Source organism: Luteibacter sp. P4_D7_3 (assembly GCF_056401735.1).
Window position 1 is genome coordinate 23,694 of record NZ_JBFUIT010000010.1, and the last position, 18,327, is coordinate 42,020.

The 18,327-nt window shown below is 65.9% G+C and carries 16 protein-coding genes; 2 read left to right on the forward strand and 14 right to left on the reverse strand.

The genetic code is table 11. The features are described 5' to 3' along the window. The 6 genes from AC1DSN_RS02375 to AC1DSN_RS02400 are packed head-to-tail and all read right to left on the reverse strand — an operon-like array spanning position 1 to position 7,182. The gene (locus tag AC1DSN_RS02375) at positions 1-1,185 is read right to left on the reverse strand and encodes a hypothetical protein (RefSeq protein WP_477294582.1); all 1,185 of its coding nucleotides are present in this window, start codon (positions 1,183-1,185) and stop codon (positions 1-3) included. Then, entirely contained in the window at positions 1,182-3,524 is a 2,343-nt protein-coding gene (locus AC1DSN_RS02380) for a putative bifunctional diguanylate cyclase/phosphodiesterase (RefSeq protein ID WP_477329455.1), read from the reverse strand. The genes AC1DSN_RS02375 and AC1DSN_RS02380 overlap by 4 nt, the downstream gene beginning before the upstream one ends. Positions 3,525-3,531: 7 nt before the next feature. Next, positions 3,532-4,176, reverse strand: coding sequence for a carboxypeptidase regulatory-like domain-containing protein (locus AC1DSN_RS02385; protein WP_063574157.1), 645 nt, complete (start codon positions 4,174-4,176; stop codon positions 3,532-3,534). A gap of 44 nt (positions 4,177-4,220) precedes the next feature. Next, the gene (locus AC1DSN_RS02390) at positions 4,221-4,421 is read right to left on the reverse strand and encodes a hypothetical protein (protein ID WP_477293706.1); all 201 of its coding nucleotides are present in this window, start codon (positions 4,419-4,421) and stop codon (positions 4,221-4,223) included. A gap of 29 nt (positions 4,422-4,450) precedes the next feature. Next, positions 4,451-6,142, reverse strand: coding sequence for an ATP-binding cassette domain-containing protein (locus tag AC1DSN_RS02395; RefSeq protein ID WP_477293708.1), 1,692 nt, complete (start codon positions 6,140-6,142; stop codon positions 4,451-4,453). Further along, the gene (locus tag AC1DSN_RS02400; RefSeq protein WP_477329457.1) at positions 6,139-7,182 is read right to left on the reverse strand and encodes a phosphoenolpyruvate carboxykinase (ATP); all 1,044 of its coding nucleotides are present in this window, start codon (positions 7,180-7,182) and stop codon (positions 6,139-6,141) included. Before AC1DSN_RS02400 ends, AC1DSN_RS02395 begins: the two co-directional genes overlap by 4 nt. Positions 7,183-7,333: 151 nt before the next feature. On the opposite strand from AC1DSN_RS02400, the gene AC1DSN_RS02405 reads away from it, so the two are divergent. Next, positions 7,334-8,824, forward strand: a complete 1,491-nt coding sequence (locus AC1DSN_RS02405; RefSeq protein ID WP_477293712.1) for a B12-binding domain-containing radical SAM protein — start codon at positions 7,334-7,336, stop codon at positions 8,822-8,824. 8 nt (positions 8,825-8,832) lie between these two features. After that, positions 8,833-10,056, forward strand: coding sequence for a nucleotidyltransferase family protein (locus AC1DSN_RS02410; RefSeq protein ID WP_477329459.1), 1,224 nt, complete (start codon positions 8,833-8,835; stop codon positions 10,054-10,056). 11 nt (positions 10,057-10,067) lie between these two features. Here the strand turns inward: AC1DSN_RS02410 and AC1DSN_RS02415 are convergent, their stop codons facing one another. The 8 genes from AC1DSN_RS02415 to AC1DSN_RS02450 all read right to left on the reverse strand — a co-directional run. Beyond that, positions 10,068-11,183, reverse strand: coding sequence for a glycosyltransferase family 4 protein (locus AC1DSN_RS02415; RefSeq protein ID WP_477293716.1), 1,116 nt, complete (start codon positions 11,181-11,183; stop codon positions 10,068-10,070). After that, positions 11,180-12,304, reverse strand: a complete 1,125-nt coding sequence (locus AC1DSN_RS02420) for a glycosyltransferase family 4 protein (RefSeq protein WP_477293718.1) — start codon at positions 12,302-12,304, stop codon at positions 11,180-11,182. The genes AC1DSN_RS02415 and AC1DSN_RS02420 overlap by 4 nt, the downstream gene beginning before the upstream one ends. 13 nt (positions 12,305-12,317) lie before the next feature. Further along, entirely contained in the window at positions 12,318-13,862 is a 1,545-nt protein-coding gene (locus tag AC1DSN_RS02425; RefSeq protein WP_477329461.1) for a B12-binding domain-containing radical SAM protein, read from the reverse strand. After that, the gene (locus tag AC1DSN_RS02430) at positions 13,859-14,560 is read right to left on the reverse strand and encodes a class I SAM-dependent methyltransferase (protein WP_477293758.1); all 702 of its coding nucleotides are present in this window, start codon (positions 14,558-14,560) and stop codon (positions 13,859-13,861) included. The genes AC1DSN_RS02425 and AC1DSN_RS02430 overlap by 4 nt, the downstream gene beginning before the upstream one ends. After that, complete coding sequence (locus tag AC1DSN_RS02435; protein ID WP_477293722.1) at positions 14,557-15,789, reverse strand: amidohydrolase family protein; 1,233 nt, start codon at positions 15,787-15,789, stop codon at positions 14,557-14,559. The genes AC1DSN_RS02430 and AC1DSN_RS02435 overlap by 4 nt, the downstream gene beginning before the upstream one ends. 4 nt (positions 15,790-15,793) lie before the next feature. Beyond that, entirely contained in the window at positions 15,794-16,636 is an 843-nt protein-coding gene (locus tag AC1DSN_RS02440; RefSeq protein WP_477293724.1) for a class I SAM-dependent methyltransferase, read from the reverse strand. A gap of 26 nt (positions 16,637-16,662) precedes the next feature. Continuing rightward, a complete protein-coding gene (locus AC1DSN_RS02445; RefSeq protein WP_477293726.1) occupies positions 16,663-17,499 on the reverse strand; it encodes a Wzz/FepE/Etk N-terminal domain-containing protein in 837 nt (278 codons plus the stop codon). Then, positions 17,475-18,327 (reverse strand): hypothetical protein (locus AC1DSN_RS02450; RefSeq protein ID WP_477329463.1); only part of this gene is annotated, 853 nt, incomplete at its 5' end. The genes AC1DSN_RS02450 and AC1DSN_RS02445, both read right to left, overlap by 25 nt.

Consider the following 18,327-nt stretch of genomic DNA (forward strand, 5'->3'; position numbering starts at 1 on the left):
TCAATAAAGCACCCGGGCGAGCAACTGCAACTGGTTGCCTCGTTCGTGAGGTGAGAATCCCGCGTCTGCGCGGTCATCGCGCGTGGCGTCGACATGCAGCCATTCGCCGGTGAGACGAAGCCAGTCGCTCGGCCGCCAGTTCAAGGCGGCGGTGAGGGCGCGTCCGCGCTCGCCGGACGGCCACGTACGAAAGCGCTCCACGCGAAGGGTCGGACGCCAGGCACCGCGATTCCAGCCTGCCAGCAGGAAGGCCGACTGGAAATGGGTCAGCAGGGTCCGTTGGTGCGGCTGAACCTCGGTGTCTCCATCCAAGCCCTGCGCAATCCAGGTCACCGGCCCCGTGACGTAACTGGCGCCCGCCGACCAGAAGCGCGTGCGCCAGGCGAAAAGCTTGTCGCCGTCCGCGTAGAGCCGGTAGGCGCGGGGATCGGCCCCGTTGTCGTAGCGCAGCACGCGCACGTAGAGACCGTTCGTGCTCTTCCAGCCAGTGTCTGCATACCAGCCGGTGCGACCACCGATGCTCTGGAACGGTGCGTACTGCTCGCGGGTGCCGTCGTCAGAGGGCTCGCGCAAACGGCCGCCCACACCGTATACAAGGTCGCTCAGGGACCAGCCGCGCATCACGAGGATATTTCCGGCGACGTCGTTGTGCCGGAACAGGCCGCCACCAAAGGCGAGCGTGCCGCTTTCGCCGCGCCATGCTTCGCGGCCTTCGACACCGAGACCACGCAGTTCCTCGCCGACCCAGCTGTTGATCGCCGAGGGAGTGATCGTCCATGGACTGGTCCAGCCGATGCCCTCGTTCTCGAGCGAAATGGGGATGAAGTACAGCCCGCCCTTGATCGACGCCCGCCACGCCGAAAGCGACACGGGGCGATAGCGCAGGAAGGCCTCCGTCAGCTGGGGACTCGCATGGTCGGTCTGCTGGAGCTGCATGTCGGCCAGGGCGAACAGGGCCGGGGTGAACTGCGCGGTGACAACGAGGGCCGCCGCGCCGAAGCGTGCCTGCGTGTCACCGCTGCCATAACGCAGGCGTCCCGGTCCGCCGTTGACGAAGCTCGGATCGTTGGCGGCGTCGGTCAGGCGCAGGTCCGCATACGCATGCACCTTCACGTCCTGCGCGCTGGCGAAGGGCGTCGCGAGGCAGACAGCGATGGCGGCAACGGCGTGGCGGAACCGACTCACGCGGATCCCACGCCTTGCGCACCGTGGCGCGCGACCAGGGCCGCGAACGTCATCGGCCGGTCGACGTGGAACCCCTGGGCATGATCGCAACCTATGCTGCCGAGGAAGGCGACGGTGGCTTCGTCCTCGACGCCTTCGGCGGTCACCCGGTAGCCCAGGCGATGGCCGAGCTCGACCAGCGATCGGACGATCACGCGGTCGGTTTCATCGGTGGCGAGGTGTTGGACGAACATCTTGTCGATCTTCAGTTCCCTGACGGGCAGGCGGCGAAGGTAGGCGAATGAGGTCTGGCCGACGCCGAAATCATCGATCGCCATGTCGATACCCATATCGGCCAGGCGACGAAGGACTTGAAGTGAGGCCTCCGGCTCGCCGATCACCGCGCTTTCGGTCACCTCGAGGGTGAGCGAGGTGGCGGGCAGGCGGTGGACGCTCAGAAGATGGGCCACGCGGTCAGGCAGCTCGATGTCGCCGATGTCGCGTGCCGAGAGGTTGATCGAAATGCGCATGGCTTGCCCTGCGCGGGCCAGCTCCGCGGCCTGGGCGATACCGCGCGCCAGCACCCATCGGGTCAGCCGGCCGATATTGCCGGTTTCCTCGGCTATGCCGACGAACTGCTCGGGCGGAACCATGCCACGCCCTGGCCGCGGCCAGCGCACCAGCGCCTCCGCACCGTCAATGCGGCCATCGGCCAGACGGCGCTTCGGCTGGTAGTAAAGCTCCAGCGCATCGCTGTCGATGGCCGCGCGCAGTTCGCTCATGAGCGAGAGCCGCTCCGGGCGATGCGGATCGGCTTTCGGGTCGTACACGTCCACGCCTCGTGCCGATCCCACCGCGGAGAATTCCGCGACCTCGGCCCGACGCAACAGGGCAGCCGCACGCTCCCCATGACTGGGCGCCAGCGCGATACCTACCGCAGGCCCCATATCCATGTTGACCTCGGCCTCCTGATAGGGCTGGCCGAGGGCATCCATCACCCGGAACGCCACCGAGATCGCTTCAGCGCGGTCGGCGCCGCGAAGCCACACCGCGAACTGCGTATCCGTGGCACGTGCGACGTAATGCGTACCCGTGGCCTGGCCCACGCGCGCACCGGCATCGCGCATGAGGCGATCGGCCAGCGCGTGGCCGACCGTCTTGATGATGTCCGGCAGCCGTGTGACGCCGACGATCAACAGTGCACCCTGCTGGCCCGCTGCGGTGGCGAGGTCCTGATCGATCGCCTCCTCGGCCGCCGCCCGGTTCGGTAGCCCGGTGACACCGTCGTGCATGGCCTGGTGGCGAATGCGCAGTTCGCGTTCGCGTACCGCGTCGCCCATGGTGCGGAAGGCGGTTGCTAGTTCGCCGATCTCGTCGCGGCGACGCACCTCGGGCGCATCCCGGTAGTCGCCACCGGCGATGCGCCGCGCCGCGGCAGCCAGGGCCTCGACCGGGCGCGAAACACCTCGGGCCACCAGCCAGGAAACGAGCAAACCGGCGGCAAGGCCGAGCGCGAGCAGGAGCAGCCACGCATTCCAGACGGCCTTATAGGGACGCAACGCGTCGTCGAGCGAGTAGCCGAGTACCGCATAGACTGCGCCACTGCCTTTCGGCTGGCGAAGTAACTGCGCGAGCACGAGGTAGTCGCGACCGCCGATGGTTAATGCGGTGGGTTGAGTAGGCAGCGACCGGTCGCTGGCGGAGAAACTCACCGTGAGCTCGGACTGGCTGCTACCACGCGCGATCACCGCGTAATGGCCGGAACCGCTCGGCGTGGCGAGCTCGATGTCGCGAGGCAAGGCGGAAAGCTGTTGCATATGCGCGATCAAGGCGTCGTCGACCGGAATGCTGGCGACCACCAGGCCGACCGGTTGGGGCGCGTAAATCGGAACAACGACCACCCAGAAGGCCTTGCCGTCGATAACGGCAACGGCGGCCGTGCGCTCGTTAAAGGCCCGGCCCAGCAGATCGGGGAACGCGAACGGCTGGCCGTCATCGGCGCCGGCCATCGTATCGGCCTGGACTTTGCCATCGAGATCGAGCAGCTGCGTGCGCGATGCGCCGACACGACGGCCGTGGTTTCGCAGGACGGAAAGAATGGTTTCCTTGTCCCGCGCGCCGATGGCCGAGCGCAGGCCGTAGTCTAGCGACATGATCTGCACGCCGTTGGCGACGCTGGCCGACAGATCGTTCATCTGCGCCACGAAGGCGCCGGCATTCGCGCTCAGCTGGCGGCCACCTTCCTTGACCAGCTGTCGTCGCGCGACATCGTAGGCCAGTACGGCGGTGAGGCCCTGGACCAGGATCAGCGTGGCGACGAAGAACATCGCCAGCCGGGTGCGGAAGCCGAGGACCCGCATGGTCCGCTCAGTATCCGATGTGTTCGCGATCCATCGCGCCGCGCGGATCGGGCAGCAGGGCGAGGTTGAAACGGACGGTGGCCGGAGCGGCCTCGCTCACGGTGACGCCCTGGATCGGCAAGGTCACCCCGGGGCGCAGTTGCGGATGCCAGGCATGGGCGCGGTACTGCCCGTCATTGACCCCATCGATGCTCGCCCTGCCCTGTGCGTCGGTCGTCGCCATCTCGGGATCCTTCGTCACATAGAGGTAAGTGAGCATCTGGTCGTGGATGTTGCAGCCGACCGCGGCGTTGCCGGGGTTCTTCATCAGCAGCGCGGGCGAACTTTCACCGGGGCCGAGCATGTATTCGAACTTGACCATGTCCGAAAACGAGTAGACGTGGTGCCGCGTGTTGTCACTGTTGCGGAAGATCACACTGTCACCGGCGTGCAGCGCGGTGACGTAGGGGAGGAAGGTTTCGTCCTTCTGGTCGACGTAGCGGGTGGCCGCTGGGATCGTGCGTGACGTGGTGCCAGGCATGGGTGCAAGGCTCACCACCGCATCCGCCACGGGATGCCCGTTCGTATCCACGACCTCGATAACCACCCGTCCGGCCCGGGCCGGTGCGGCGCCCAGGATCAGTACGGTCGCAACGGCGAGCAGGCAGCGCATAGGAATCCCCTGTGTCCCGCGGCTAGCCTAGCTCAGTTGGCGGTTCAGCCGCGAACGGGGCGCAGCATGCGGCAGATGGCGACCATGGGACGATGCGGACCGCAGGGGTCCGTACTCCAGAAGTCGCCGCGATGCGAAGCGGCGACACCGTCGAATGACGGTTGCCCGGGCCCCTGTAAGTGACCGCAGGCGAGGGCGAAGACGAGCCCGGCCAGCATCGCGATGGATTTCGTGGTGACGCGCATGGCCTTCCCCCCGGTGGACGACGCCGACGTTAGGCTCCGGCGCGTGAAGGAACAATAGACCGAAAGGTGGGGCCGACGGTCACGCAACGGTCGGCCAGGACGGAAACGCCTTCCCGATGGGACACGACGATCAGCAGGCTTCGTGGCAGGCGACGCTTCATCGCCGAGAGCACTGCTAGTTCCGAGGCGGCGTCCAGCGCCCCGGTGGCCTCATCGAGCACGGCGACTGCGGGCTCGTGCAGGATCACCTGGGCCAGCAGCAGGCGTTGCAGCTCACCGCCGGACAGCCGACTGGACGCATCGTGCAAGGCGGTATCCAGGCGCTTGTCGAGGCCGACATCGCGCAGCGCCTCGCACAATTGCCCATCGGTCGCCGAGGGTGCTGCCCAGCGCAGGCAGTCACGGATGGTAGCCTGCCACGGACGCACGCTCTGGCTGACGTAGGCACCGTGACGGACGTAAGCGCGCCAGGTGTCGTAATCCATGGCCTGCCCGTCGATACGCGCGTCGAAGACCACGGGTCGCGTCATGCCGGCGAGAACATCGACGAGGCTGCTCTTGCCGATGCCGGAATCGCCCTGGATGAGCACGAGCTCGCCGGGCCGCATGACCAGCTCACCGAGCTCGACGCCGCGTACCGGTGGCGTGACATGCACGCGCCGGAAATGGACCCCGGCATCCGGGATTTTCGGCCATGCGCTCGCCGAAGTTGGCGCATCGGACGTCGGCAGATGCATGTAGCGCTGCCACAGTTCAAAGGCGGGCGCGGCCGAGCGCATCTGCTGGATGCTCTGCCGTGTCGACACCAGGTAGGGCAACAGCCGGCCGAGCAGAAGGCATACCGCGATCAACGCGCCCTGGTCGATGCCCTGCCAGCGCTGCGCGAGGACGAACAGTACGGCGATACCGCCGACCGCCAGTACCTCGAGGATCAGCCGGCCCGAGGCGACCAGTTCCAGTTGACGCGCGTAGCCTCGCGACAGGTCTTCGGATACCTCGCCGTAGCCGTCGCGCTCGACGTCCTCGCGGCCGAACGAACGGACGTGGCGAAGCCGACGGGGAAAATCCTCGCTGTACCAGAACAGCCGCGTCAGGTCCGTCACGTAGCGGCGGCCCACCTCGATCTGTTCGCGCGTGTAAAAACGCGATGCAAGCAGCGCAAGGACAGCCAGCGGCGGCGCGACCAGCAGCAGCGGGGGCGACACCCAGAAAGCCAGCGAGAGGCTGACCGTGGCGGTGATCCCGGCGACGAGCAACTGCTGCAAGGCGCTGAAACCCGTCACGACGATCTCGACATTGTAGGTAAGGACATTGGCGATTTCCGCTGAACTGGCAGCGGCGAGAGGGCGGATGTCGGCAGCGATCAGGCGCGCATGCACCTGGCGGCGCAGGCGCATGCCGTAGCGGCCGGCAAGACGCGCGCCGAGGCAGGACGCCCGCCAGCGCAACACGGCGAACGCGAGCGTGACACCGGTGAAGGCCACCGTCCGCCAGCCCACGCTCATGGACGCGTGGAACCAGCGGCCCGCGAACGGCAGCCGTGCGTCCGGCTGCACCAATGGCACCAGCAACACGGCGGCAAGCGCACCGGCGAGCGCCGCACCCAGCGAGAGAGCCACGTAAATGCAGACTTTCCAGCGGTCCGGCGTTGGCAGGTTCGCGACGAGTGATCGCAGGAGAGCAGGCAAGCCCGCGGCCGCCATCGCGTCCTTCATCGTCATGCGCTCGCGACGTGGTTTGAGGTCAGCAACCGCCGCAAGGCATCGACCGAAGCGCTCGGGTGACGGCTACGCCGGAGCACGTGCACCTCCATGTCTGCCAGCTGGTGGACAAAGCGGTGCCATCCGGCCTGGGTGGACGCATAGGACTGGTCAGCCAGCAGCAGGGGTGCAATCTCATGGTGCTCCAGCGGCAGGAGCATGTCGGCGGCGGCGTCGACCACCTCAGCGGATATGAACACCGCGCCCATCAATGCCAGCGGTGCCGTTGCGACGTTGCCAGCACCATGACGAAGGTCGGCTTCGAATTTCTCCACGCCGCTGCGCCGCCGTATGGTCGGCGAACCCTCGATCCATCGGCGCATCGGACCCTCGTCGATGAAGCGCAAGGCATCCTCGCGCACGTGCAGGAAATTACCGACGCCGCGCGCTTCCATGTTGCGCGGGTCGACGAAGATCGCATCCTCGGCGACGAAGTCCATTCCCTCGAGCAACCCATGAAGGGCGAGTGTTGACTTCCCGGCCCCACTGGCGCCGAGAAGGAGAACGCCGCGGCCATCGAGACCCAGGCAGGCGCCGTGCAGCGGAACGAGGTCCATGCCGCGTGCGGCGAGCACGAAGACGGCGAATTCGATGAGTTCGTAACGCACGTGATACGGCCGGTCGAGCATGTCTTCCGACACCACCACCAGAGCCTGATGGCGCGTGTGGTCGACGATCACGTAGTTGGATGCATCCATGATGCCGCAGATCACGCCCGCCCCCGATTGCGTGAGTACGCGCGGCGGCTCGTCGCACACCGCCGCGCGATGTCGCGGCAACAGGCGCAGCTCGACACGGAATGCCGGCAGTAGCGTTCCGGACCGGGGGCCCGCCAGACCACCGTACGCCGCCTCCACCAGCTCGAGCAGCGCCGGATGGGTGCTGTCGAAGCTGAACTGCGCCCCGAGGATGGTCTTGACCATGGCGAAGGGATAAGGCGAGCGCTCGAAGAAGGGATCGGCGCCAATGTCGCCAATGCCCGTAAGGGTGTTCTGGGCCATGCGGCATCCCGGCAGGTGATGCCCATGGGTGCACGGCACCGGCGGAAAGGTTGCGTAAGGAAACGGTGACGCGGTGATGCTGCCATCAAGGCAACCGTCTGGGTGCCCGGGGGCACTCACGGACCAATGCGATGATCGAGGTTCCCCCGACATGCTCAAGATTCAGGTCGGCCACTCCTACTTCCTTCGATACGATCCGAAGCAGTGGGAACGCGGCAAACCCTATCCACCCCTCGCCACGATCCAGGTGGCGGCCCTGCTTCGCGAGATGGGCCACGAACTGGCGTTATTCGATGCCATGCTCGCCGGCGGCGTCGAAGAGTACGCCGGCGCCTTGCATGCCGCGCGTCCCGATCTCGTCGTCATCTATGAAGATAACTTCAATTACCTGACCAAGATGTGCCTCAGTCGGATGCGCGACGCGGCGTGCCAGATGATCGCCGAGGCCCGTGCCTACGGCGCGCGGGTCATCGTCGCCGGCTCCGACGCGTCGGACCAGCCAGAGGCCTTTCTCGCCGCAGGAGCCGATGCGGTCCTGGTTGGCGAAGGCATCGCCGCGCTGGCGGCCCTGGTCGACCGGCTGCAACGCACGCCGGACATCGATCCCATCAGCTGGACCGCCGGCCTTTCCGGCGTGGCCACGCTCGTCGATGGAAAGACCGAGCTGGTCCGCCTGGGCGCCGTCCCGCCGGACCCGCGCGTGGTCGGGCGCCCCGCGTGGGACCTGGTCGACATCGAACGCTACCGGTCGTTGTGGCAGGAACGGCACGGCTACTTCAGCCTTAACATGGCCGCGTCACGCGGTTGCCCGTTCCGCTGCAACTGGTGCGCCAAGCCCATATGGGGCAATCACTACAAGCAGCGCAACGCGGAAGACGTCGCCGCGGAGATGACATACCTCAAGCACACGTTCCGGCCAGATCACATCTGGATGGCCGACGACATCTTCGGCTTCCATGTCGATTGGGTGACCGCCTTCGCCGAGCACCTCCACGAGAGCGACGGCTCCGTGCCCTTCACCATTCAGACCCGCGCCGACCTGGGCAGCGAGCGCATGGTCGCCGCGCTGGCCGACGCCGGTTGCGCCGAAGCCTGGATCGGTGCAGAAAGCGGGAGTCAACGCGTGCTCGATCGAATGAACAAAGGCACCACGGTTGCCGAGCTGATCGCAGCGCGCCAACGCTTCGGCGAGCACGGCGTGCGCGTGGGGTTCTTCATCCAGCTGGGATACCTCGGCGAGCAGCTGACCGATCTGCTCGCCACCCGCGATCTGGTCGCCGAGGCTGCTCCGGACGATATCGGTGTCAGCGTGTCCTATCCGCTGCCAGGTACGAAGTTCTATGAAGAAGTGAAGGCGCAACTCGGCCGGAAGACCCATTGGCGCGACAGCAACGACCTCGCCATGATGTTCCGCGGGGCCTACGATTCCGACTTCTACCGAAGCATGCGCGACCTGCTCCACCAGCAGGTCAACCTGCGTCAGGCGCGCGACACCCTCTCGCCTGTCGAGCGAAGCGAGGCGCATGCCTTGCTCGAAAGCCGCTGGAACCAACTGTTTGCGAACGAATCCGAACATCGTAGCGAACAGCCGACGCCCTCGCCGTTCATGGCGATGCAGACCATCGCCCTGCCCCTACTGTAGGTACCGTCATGATGCCCTCGCTGAAGCTCGTACGCAGCGGCCTTCGTCGCACGACCGAATCGCTCGCCGCGGAACTCGCGCTGGCCCGTCCGGGCACCCAGCTACCGGCGTGGACCGATCTCGAATGGCGACTGGCTTCGGCCGTGGCCGTGGCCCATGGGGTCTCGCCCCTGCTCAGTCGCCTGTCGACCTGGCAGAAGCCCGCGTGGCGACTCTTTCTCGCCACCCAGCGGGACCACGTAGAAAAAAGGTATCGACGTATTGCCACGCTGCTCGATCGCATCGACCAGGGTGCGCGCGATGTAGGCGTCGCGATCGTTCCGCTCAAGGGTTCCGCGCTACACGCGCTCGGGATTTATGCGCCGGGCGATCGTCCCATGGCCGATATCGACCTGCTCGTCCGCGAAGATGATGTCGGCTCCGTGACGGCCCTTCTCTGCGAACTGGGCTACGAGGAATCGTTCGTGCAATGGAAGCACCGCGTGTTCAAGCCTATCGACAGCCATGCTGTTTCAGGGCTTGGCGAGCATCGCGACACGCCGGTCACTATCGAACTGCATACGCGCATCCAGGAACGGCTCCCCGTCTCCACGGTCGACATCACCTCGCGTATCTACCCCAGCCATCCACGGCCCGGCCTCAACGCGTATCCGTCGAACGGCGCGTTGATGAGCCACCTGTTGCTGCACGCTGCCGGCAACATATGCGGCCGCAGCCTCCGACTGATGCACCTGAACGATATCTCCCTCCTTTCGACGCGCATGGTGGAAAGCGACTGGCAGGCCCTATGGGCCGACGCGCAAGTCGGATCTGCCTGGTGGGCCCTGCCACCGCTCAACCTTGTCGCACGCTACTACGCCCACGCGGTACCGCCGCCGATCCTCGCTCGTCTGCAGCGCGAATGCCCCCCTCTGCTCCGTGCCATGTCGCGGCGGTGGACGCTGACCGATGTGTCCTGCTCGGACCTGTGGCTGCGCGCGCTGCCCGGCGTCGAGTGGTCGCGCAACGTCGGCGAGGTGGCGCGATGCCTCCGCAACCGCCTGCGTCCGTCGGCCGAAAGCGTCCAGGAACGCGCTGACATGGTGCGCACACAGCTGTGGCTACAGGGCCAGAGCTGGGTCACCCAAGGTCATCGTCGGCGCATTCTCACGTGGCTGACGCGCCCGGTGCCGCGCATGGATACGCTGTACGTCGTACGAGCGGCGCTCGAGCCCGCGGCACCTCTCGCCTAGGGCCCCTCCGCCTAGGCGGCGTCGCCGCGCCGCGCCAGCAGCTCGTGATATAGGCAGTCAAAGGTTCGCGCGGTGTAGTCGGCGTCCTCGGCGAGTGCCATCCGCTGCGCGGCTGCGGCCAGCCTGCAACGCAATGCCTCGTCGCCCAGGACGCGCTGGATGGCTGCGGCAAGACCCACCCAATCGCCAACCTGGACGGCGAGCGTCGCTAGTGGCGACCACTCCGCGATGTGGCCCACGGCCGTACCGACCGTGGGCACACCGGTCACCGCTGCCTCGAGAAGCACGAGCGGCCCGGCCTCATGAATCGAAGACATGACCAGAAGATCGGACGCCGCGACGAGGGGACGCAGTTCGCGCTGCGTGCGGAAGCCCAGGAAGCGCACGCGATCCTCGAGGCCCAACTGATGAACCAGGACGGCCATCTTTCCTTCAAGCGTGTCGACGCCGACGATCTGGATCTCGAAGTCGACGCCGGCGTCACGCACTGCCGCCAGTGCGCGGAGCAACGTCGCCTGGTCTTTGACCAGATTGAGGCTGGCGACGTGAATCAGTCGGGCTTTAGGAGCGACGCGAAGGCGGGGAGCGAGCGGCGGCCACGCGGCTGTGTCGACGCCTAGCGGAATGCGTCGCGCCGGGACACCCAGTGCCGCCAGAGCATCGACGATCGGAGCGCTTGCAGCGGTCACGGCATCGGTGGCCCGAAGCATGACGGCCTCGCGAAGACGCCCCTTCCATCGGCGACGGCCGCCATAGCCGATGGCATGAAGCGCGACGAGTTCACCGCCAGCGATGTGCACGAGGCTCGCGATGCGCAACAGCTTTGCCGCCGTCACCGCGATAAGACTGCACGATCCGGAAAAAATGGCGTGGACCAGGGCGAACGGCGAACGGCGATGCTCCGCACGAATAGCCGCTATGGCCCGCAGGCGGGGCCACCCATCGCCAATGTTATGCACAGTGGCACCCATCAAGGACCAGGTAGCCGGCAGCGGCTCCTGATGCAGGACGAACACATGCACGTCGTGACGGCGAGCGAGCCGCACCACCAGGGCCAGGAAGACGGGAATGACTCGATATTCTCCCGTGCGATCCATGCCCCCGGGAACAACGATGGCGATCTTCATGACCGGCCCTCCCGGCGATCGGCGAGCAGCCTTGCATAGGCCTCCGCCCATTGGCGACCGACGGCGGCGAACGAAAGCGTAGCGTCGAAAAAGGCGCGCACGTCCGCGCGCGAGGGACGAATACCCGCTGCACGAACCAATGCGTCGGCCAGGCGCCCGCTGTCTCCGCACGGCCACAGCTCGCCGACCACATTACCCGTCAGCGAGCGAAACGACGGGATATCCGTGACCACCGGGGTCACTCCACAGGCCAATGCCTCGAGCAAAGCGAAACCACAACTTTCGCCCAGGCTTCCCGAGACGAAGAGGTCTGCACTACGCATCAGCATCTCGATCCGTGCGTGCGGCTGAGGACCTAGCAGGTGTACGCGGCCGTGCAGGCGCGGGTCGCTATCGATTCGGTGGCGCACCTCGTCCAGCAGCGGAGCACGTCCGAAGGCAAGGTAGAGCTGTATACCGGGAAGCCGCTGCGAAGCGCGCGCGACGCCATCCAGCACGGCCAGCGGATCCTTGCCATGACTGAGGTGCCCCACCGATATCACGCAGGGATCGCCCGCCATGCCCGTCTCGGCTCGCGCGGCCGTACGATCGCCCGGATGGAACCGGCTGCTCGATTCCGGAATGGCGAACAGCCGTGTCCGTTGTGCGAATAGCCCGGCGCGCGTAAACGGACCCGCAAGCCCCGGTGAGGTGAAAGCGATACCGGAAGCCGCCGCGTACCATGCGCGCCACTGCGCCCGTCGCCACCAACGTGGCGGGCGGTCCGCGTGATCCTGGATCAGGATGGGCACGCGCGGCAGGCGCCGGGCCACCGCAAAAGCGTCCGCGGCGAAACCGAGACTGTGCACGTGAACGACATCGCTACCGATATCGGCCACCAGATCCGCAAAGAAACGTCCGCGCGCCGCCGATGAGCGCGTGCCGCCCGGGTCGACGAAGTGGTAGTCAATGCCATGCCGGGTAACCAGGCACTGGCGCGCGGCGACCTGGATCACTGAAACACGCGTTCCCGAAGCGGCGGCCGCTTCCGGGATGTCGACCAGCGATGGCCATCGTTCGAACAACTCGTCTGGCGAGCAGCCCGCGGGGGCACGGAGAAAATTGATCTGGGTAACGTGCACGGATGTTGCTCGCTTAGGCACCTGAAACCTGCGGAATGCGCAGACGCACCAGCCGGTTCGCGAGGTTCAGCTCCCAAGGCCTGTCGTACTGGCGACGGTGGTAGCGCCATGAGGCCATCGTGCTCAGCCCCCGCTTGGCCCATGACGGCGAATGCAGGTCCTGCACGGTGGGATAGCGGGAGCGCAGCACGGTCACGAAATCCTTGATGCGTCGACGCAGGTCATCCGTCAGCCAGGGGGCGTCGGCGTGGCAGGCATAGTCGACCCAGCGTTTCTCCGTCCACTCTTCAGGCGACGACGGAAAGACCAGTGGCTTGCCATCCAGGTCCAGCAGTGGCGTGGATGCGCGCTTGCCTCGGTCCTTCTCGTGCTTGCTGCTTTCCGGCAGCGGCGTGTAGATGTAAATCACGATCTCCGACGCAGGATTGATCCGCTTCACCTCGCGGATGAACTCGAATGTCTGCTCCGTCTCCTCCACGGTGTTCTGCGGTGGCGCCACCATGAACGACAGCTCGGGAATCACGCCGTTGCGACGGCACAGATCGATAACTTCCAGCGTCTGGTCGGGCCGCGTTCCCTTGCGGATCTCCTTGAGCATGGCGCCGTTCGGCGACTCGGCGCCCAGGTAGGCCATGCGCAGGCGACTCTTGCGCACCAGCTCCCAGGTGCTCTCCGAGAGGTTCAGCAGCGCGTCGGTGCGCGCAAAGCACCACCACGGCATTTCCAGCTTCGCCATCACCTCGAGCAACGGAATCATCTCCACTTCGCGATCGAAGAAGTTGTTGTCGAAGAAGAGAATGGAGTCCGCGCCGAGCTCGTACTTGAGGTAGCTAAGTTCGCGCTCGAGCCGCTTGGCCGTCGGCAAGGCGGTCATGCCGCCAAACATCGCGTTGACTCCGCAGAACGTGCAGCGGAAGCGACAACCGATGGCGGCCTGGTGCGATACGGTACGTTCACCAAGGAAGGTACGTGCGAGGTAGCGACGCGGGTCGCCCAGCTTTTCGTACGGCAGCACCATACCGTTGTCGACCATCGAGAAACGCCGGCTGGGGTTGTGCACGGGCGCTCCCTCGCGCTTCCACGAGAGGTTGCCTATGTGCGCTATGGCAGGCGGACCGGGACGCGCCAGCGCTGCGACCAGTTCCGGCAGGCTCTCTTCGGCCTGCCCGCGAATGGCATAGTCGACATAGGGCGCGGAAAGCGCCGTTTCCGTATTGAGTGTCGGGAAGTAGCCGCCCCAGATGATCGGTAACCGGGGATGGTGCTCGCGAATCGCGCGGGAAACCGCGATGGCCGGCGCGATCTGCGGCCCGCCCATCACACTGACGCCAACGGCGTCGAAGCGGTCGCTGGCGATCGCGGCCAGCGTAGCGCTAACCAGGTCCCGGTCGACGTTACCGTCCACGATCCGGCTGTGCCCGCTTCGGTCCAGCGCTGCGGCAAGATTCAGGAGTGAAAGGGGAAATCGTGCACTAGAGCGCGATGTGATCGTCGGGTTGATCAGCAAGGTCCGTGGCGACCCGTCCGCGYCGGGCGTCGATGTGTCGAGAAGGTTCATGCAATACGCCTCAACTGGAAGACAAGGGCCACCGGGACTTCGAGGGCCATCGGATCGAAGTGCGCACCGGCAGGGATGTCGGCGGGATCGAGCATCGGCTCCACCACGCGCTCGATCGCCAGGCCGAGCGTCGAGCAGGCCGTGTGCCAGTGGCTGTACAGGTGCCGTGTATGACGCACGGCGTAACGCTGGCCGCCTGCGCGGAAATCACGTTGCCAGCCCAGCGCATGGCCGATGGGATGCACGTCACTGCACAGGATGCGTCCGCCGGGACGCGTGGCGCGGCGCAGTTCGGCCAGCGCGGGCGCGAGTTGCTCCAGGTGTCCGATGGTCAGGCCGCATACCGTGAGGTCGGCCGTCGAGCCAGGCACCGGCAGGGCGGTGAGGTCGCCTTCGCGCAGGTCGACGTTTGCATCGTCGAGAGCGTTGCCCAGCGCCTCACGCGCTCGTTGGAGCATGGCAGGGGAAAGGTCCACGCCGATGGCCCTGGATGCGCCACGGCGGAGCGCGTGAATCAGATACCGGCCGCTTCCGCACCCGGCGTCGAGCACGTGACGGCCACGCAGTCTATCGGGCATCAAAGCCAGCATGGCGCGCTCCTCGGCCATCATGACCGGATTGTGCGCGTGCGCCGGATAACTCGACGACCACAATGCATACGCCTCGAGCGGATCCAGTACGGGCAGGGGTGAAGTCAGTGACACCGGGCCTCCACAGCGAGGTCTGGCTCGCGTTTGTCATCGGAAAGGTGCGCGTCGAGTCCGGCCTCGAGAACGACCACGGCCGGATCGAACAAGGCGCGTGCGATCAGCTTCGGACGACCGTCCAGATACACAGGTAAGACCTCGACGCCGGCGGCGGCGAACCAGGCGGCGAAATCCGGATCGGCGATGCGCGGCACGCCGTCGCGGACGACCGCGCGAATGTCGCTGCGCGCCAGGCCGATCAGGCTGTCCGCAGCAAGGCCTTCGCGATCACGTACGACGACCAGGTCCGCTGGCGCACCGATCTCGAGACTGCCTCGCAGTCCTAGCCGGAAGATGCGAGCCGCGTCGGTCGTGACAAGGGAAAGCAGGGCCGTGTGCGAGAGGTCACCGCGCGCCGCGGCGTCACTCAGCTCGTCGAGCAGGTCGCGCCGCCCGCTCAAACGCGAGTCAGTACCCAGCGCAAGGCGGCCGGCCCCGTACAGTCGACGCGGATCGAGCGTACCGCCGAGAAGCGCCCTGTTGCTGCCAGGGCACCAGACCACGGCAGCGTCGCGGGCAATAACCCGTTCTATGTCAGCATCATCCAAGCCCACGCCGTGGACAAGCACGGTATTGCCACCGAGACAACCGAGCGCGTCCAGGCGCGCGAGTTCGGAGGCGGCAACGCTATCCGTACCTTCGGCCAGATGAATCATCCACGGTCGCCCGGCAGGCGTGGCAACGTAGCTTTCACGCACAGACGGACCGAAGTCCGGACCATCCAGCGTATAGCTCCATCCATGGTCGCGAAGCAGCGAGACGGGGAAGTCGTCCGCGTCGAGCACGGGATGCCAGGGGTCGTGGTGAACGACAAAGGTGGTGCCGGCGAGCAGGTTCTTCAGTGCGCCGTGGCGGAACCGGACGGACTTCGGTACCTGCAGCGCGGCGATGACATCGTCGTTCTGAAAGTGGCTCTGGAAGGCTGCGATCCACGCGTAGCTGTTCGGAAAGGGCCCGGCGCCGCGCAGGGCCGGTACGGCATTGACCTGCAGATGTTCGTGCGAGTTAATCAGCCCAGGGAATATCCGGTGCCCACGTACGTCGACACGAAACACATCGTCGGCAGACGACGCGACCACACGACCATCGCGCAGATGCAGCGGCGCTCGCGACACGCCGCGCGGCAGCGTGGTCAGGCCACCCTCGAGGACCGTTCGCGTGGAAATCAGTGACGCGGTCATGGGGTTAGTGCCGGTGCATCACGATCAGGAAGTGATCGCCCATGTCGCGCAGCAGCGGCAGCTTGCCGAAGCGATCATCGATCCGGCCAAGACGTTCATACCACGCCGGGCGGCGCTCGTAGCGCTCGACCATGTACGGCGGCGGCATGAACAGGCTGAGCGCGCTGTATCCGGCAAGCCGGAAATGGTCGGCAAAAGGACGGTAGAACTCGCGCGGCAGGTAATACTTCGTCCAGATGGTATGGCGGTTCATTCCCACCGCCGTCGCGCCACGCGCTCCACGCACCGCCGCCCTGCGGAAACGGCCGCGCAGGGCGTAGTGCGCCGCTTCCCAGGGACAGATGCGACCCATCACCGAGAAGACCATGACACCGCCCGGACGCAGGAGGCGCGCGCACTGCGCGGCCACGTCGTGCAGATCGGGTGCGCAGTTGAGCGGTCCGAAGTTGGAATAGATGCCGTCGAAGCTGCCGTCGAACGTGCCATCGAGACGGCCGAGCTCCTGGACACCGAGGTGCCTGGCGGTGAGACGGCCGCCCAATGAGGGGTCGCCTGCACGGGCCGATGTGCGTGCGACCATCGATGGCGACCAGTCTGTCGCCATCACCTCGTAGCCACGCCTCGCGAATTCGGACGCATCGATACCCGTGCCGCAGCCGATGTCGAGCAGGTGCGAGCCTCGTCCCAGTTCGCCCACGACGGTATCCCAGAGTGTCTGGCGCATGCGCTGGATGAGTGCATTGTTGCCGCGCGGACCGTCGTAGTCGGCGGCGACACTGTCGAACGCCCGTTGCGTGTCGAGCAGACGCGCGTCGTCGATCGGTTCAGGTGTCGATTGGGCACTCATAGTCGTTCATCTTCCGGTGTGTCGGGTCAGTGAGTGCCGGGAGCACGTGCTTTGGTTGAACGACGCCGTAGCGCATTTCGGCCGATGGCGGCCACGCCGGCCAGGAACAGGCCAAACACGACACCTATACCGATGCCGAGGACGCTGTTGGGGAAGGCACGGCCTGCGGGCACATAGATGGGCCATGGCGTGGAGGTGTCGAAGGTGTAGTTCGGCGCCAGGCGCACGACGAGCTCGCTGCGCGCCTGCTGCAGCGCGCGGATATCTTCGTTTTTGCTTGCCAGCAGGACCCCGGCGAGCGCTGCCGCGGCATGATCGGCGGACGCGGTAGCGCTCGCCAGGCGGTCGCGGTCGGCGAGTGCGATATGCAGGTTGCTGTCGAGCTCATCGAGGCGATCGTTGGCCAGCTTCAGCGGCAAGGCGCGGATGCGCGCGTGGATGGCCTGCAACTGGCCGAGTGTTGCCTTGGCAAGGTCGCTCGCCTGCTGCGCCGAATACGCGCGGACGCTGACCTTCAAGAGGTTGGCATAGCCATCGGGATCGACCTTCAAACTCCTGTCATACAGGTTCACCTCGGGCGACCCCAACGGAAGACCGAGGCTGGCAACCACGGCGTCCCGGAAGGCAGCGGTCTGCAACCGCGAGATCACGCGCTGGAACGACTCGACCTTCATCTCCTGGCCGGGCGGTGCGGAACCGATCTGGCCCACCTGTATCCAGACGGTGGCCTCCCATTGGCTGCGTGCCGTGTGTACCCAGGCAAAGGTGAGCCCGAGCACGATAACGAGCACGGCGACGAACCAGCGCCACTCCCGAAGGAAGATGTGCCATAGGTCGATCAGATAGATCTCGTCTTGTTCCATGCGTAGGGCTCGTGGGGAAGTGGGAGGGTGCCGCTGTCACGCCGCGTCGGCAGCAAGGCAGCGAACAGCTGCATGAGCAGGCAGAGGATGACGAAGGCGGCATTGGTCCAGATGAAGGCCTGCGGTGCGAAAGGCGACATCAGGCAGACATAGGCGATGCGCAGGAAGATCAGCAGCGAGAACAGCGACACCGAGGCGCGTAACCGGCGCACGCTCCACAGCAGCAGGGCGTAGAGCAGCAGCATCGAAGCGACGGCGCCCCAGGGTCCGTAGGCCAGGAGAAACGGCAGGAACTCCGTACCCACGTTGATGTTGGACGCATCGAAAGGAATAGACGCCGCTGCCACTGTGGTGGGTCCGCTGAGCGGAATGAGCTGCCCGATCAGGATGGCCGCGTCCGTATAGCCCTTGGTCACCATCGATGCAAAGTTGTAAGGGCCGGCGCTGACGTAAAGCGCCAGCCACTTGACGCCCTGCGGCGAAGCGCGGTACAGCGCACTGAAGGGCAGTTTCACATTGTCCAGCGAGCCCGAACGCACCGCACCCAGCACCGAGAACACGGTCGCCCCGAGAATGCCGATGATGCCGACCGACTTCCATGGCAACGGACGGCGTACGTCGCGACGGAACAGGATGACCAGGGCGAAAGAAAACAGTGCTGCGAATATCCGGTTACGGTCGATCACCAGCACCGGAAACACCAGGCCGATCATGATGAGTGCGTTACGAAGGCCGCGCTTACGCGTGCAAAGCAATCCGATGGGCGGCAAGGTCCAACAAAGTGAGGAAATATGTCGCACGTGCTCGCGCCCTGGCTCCATCGTGGCG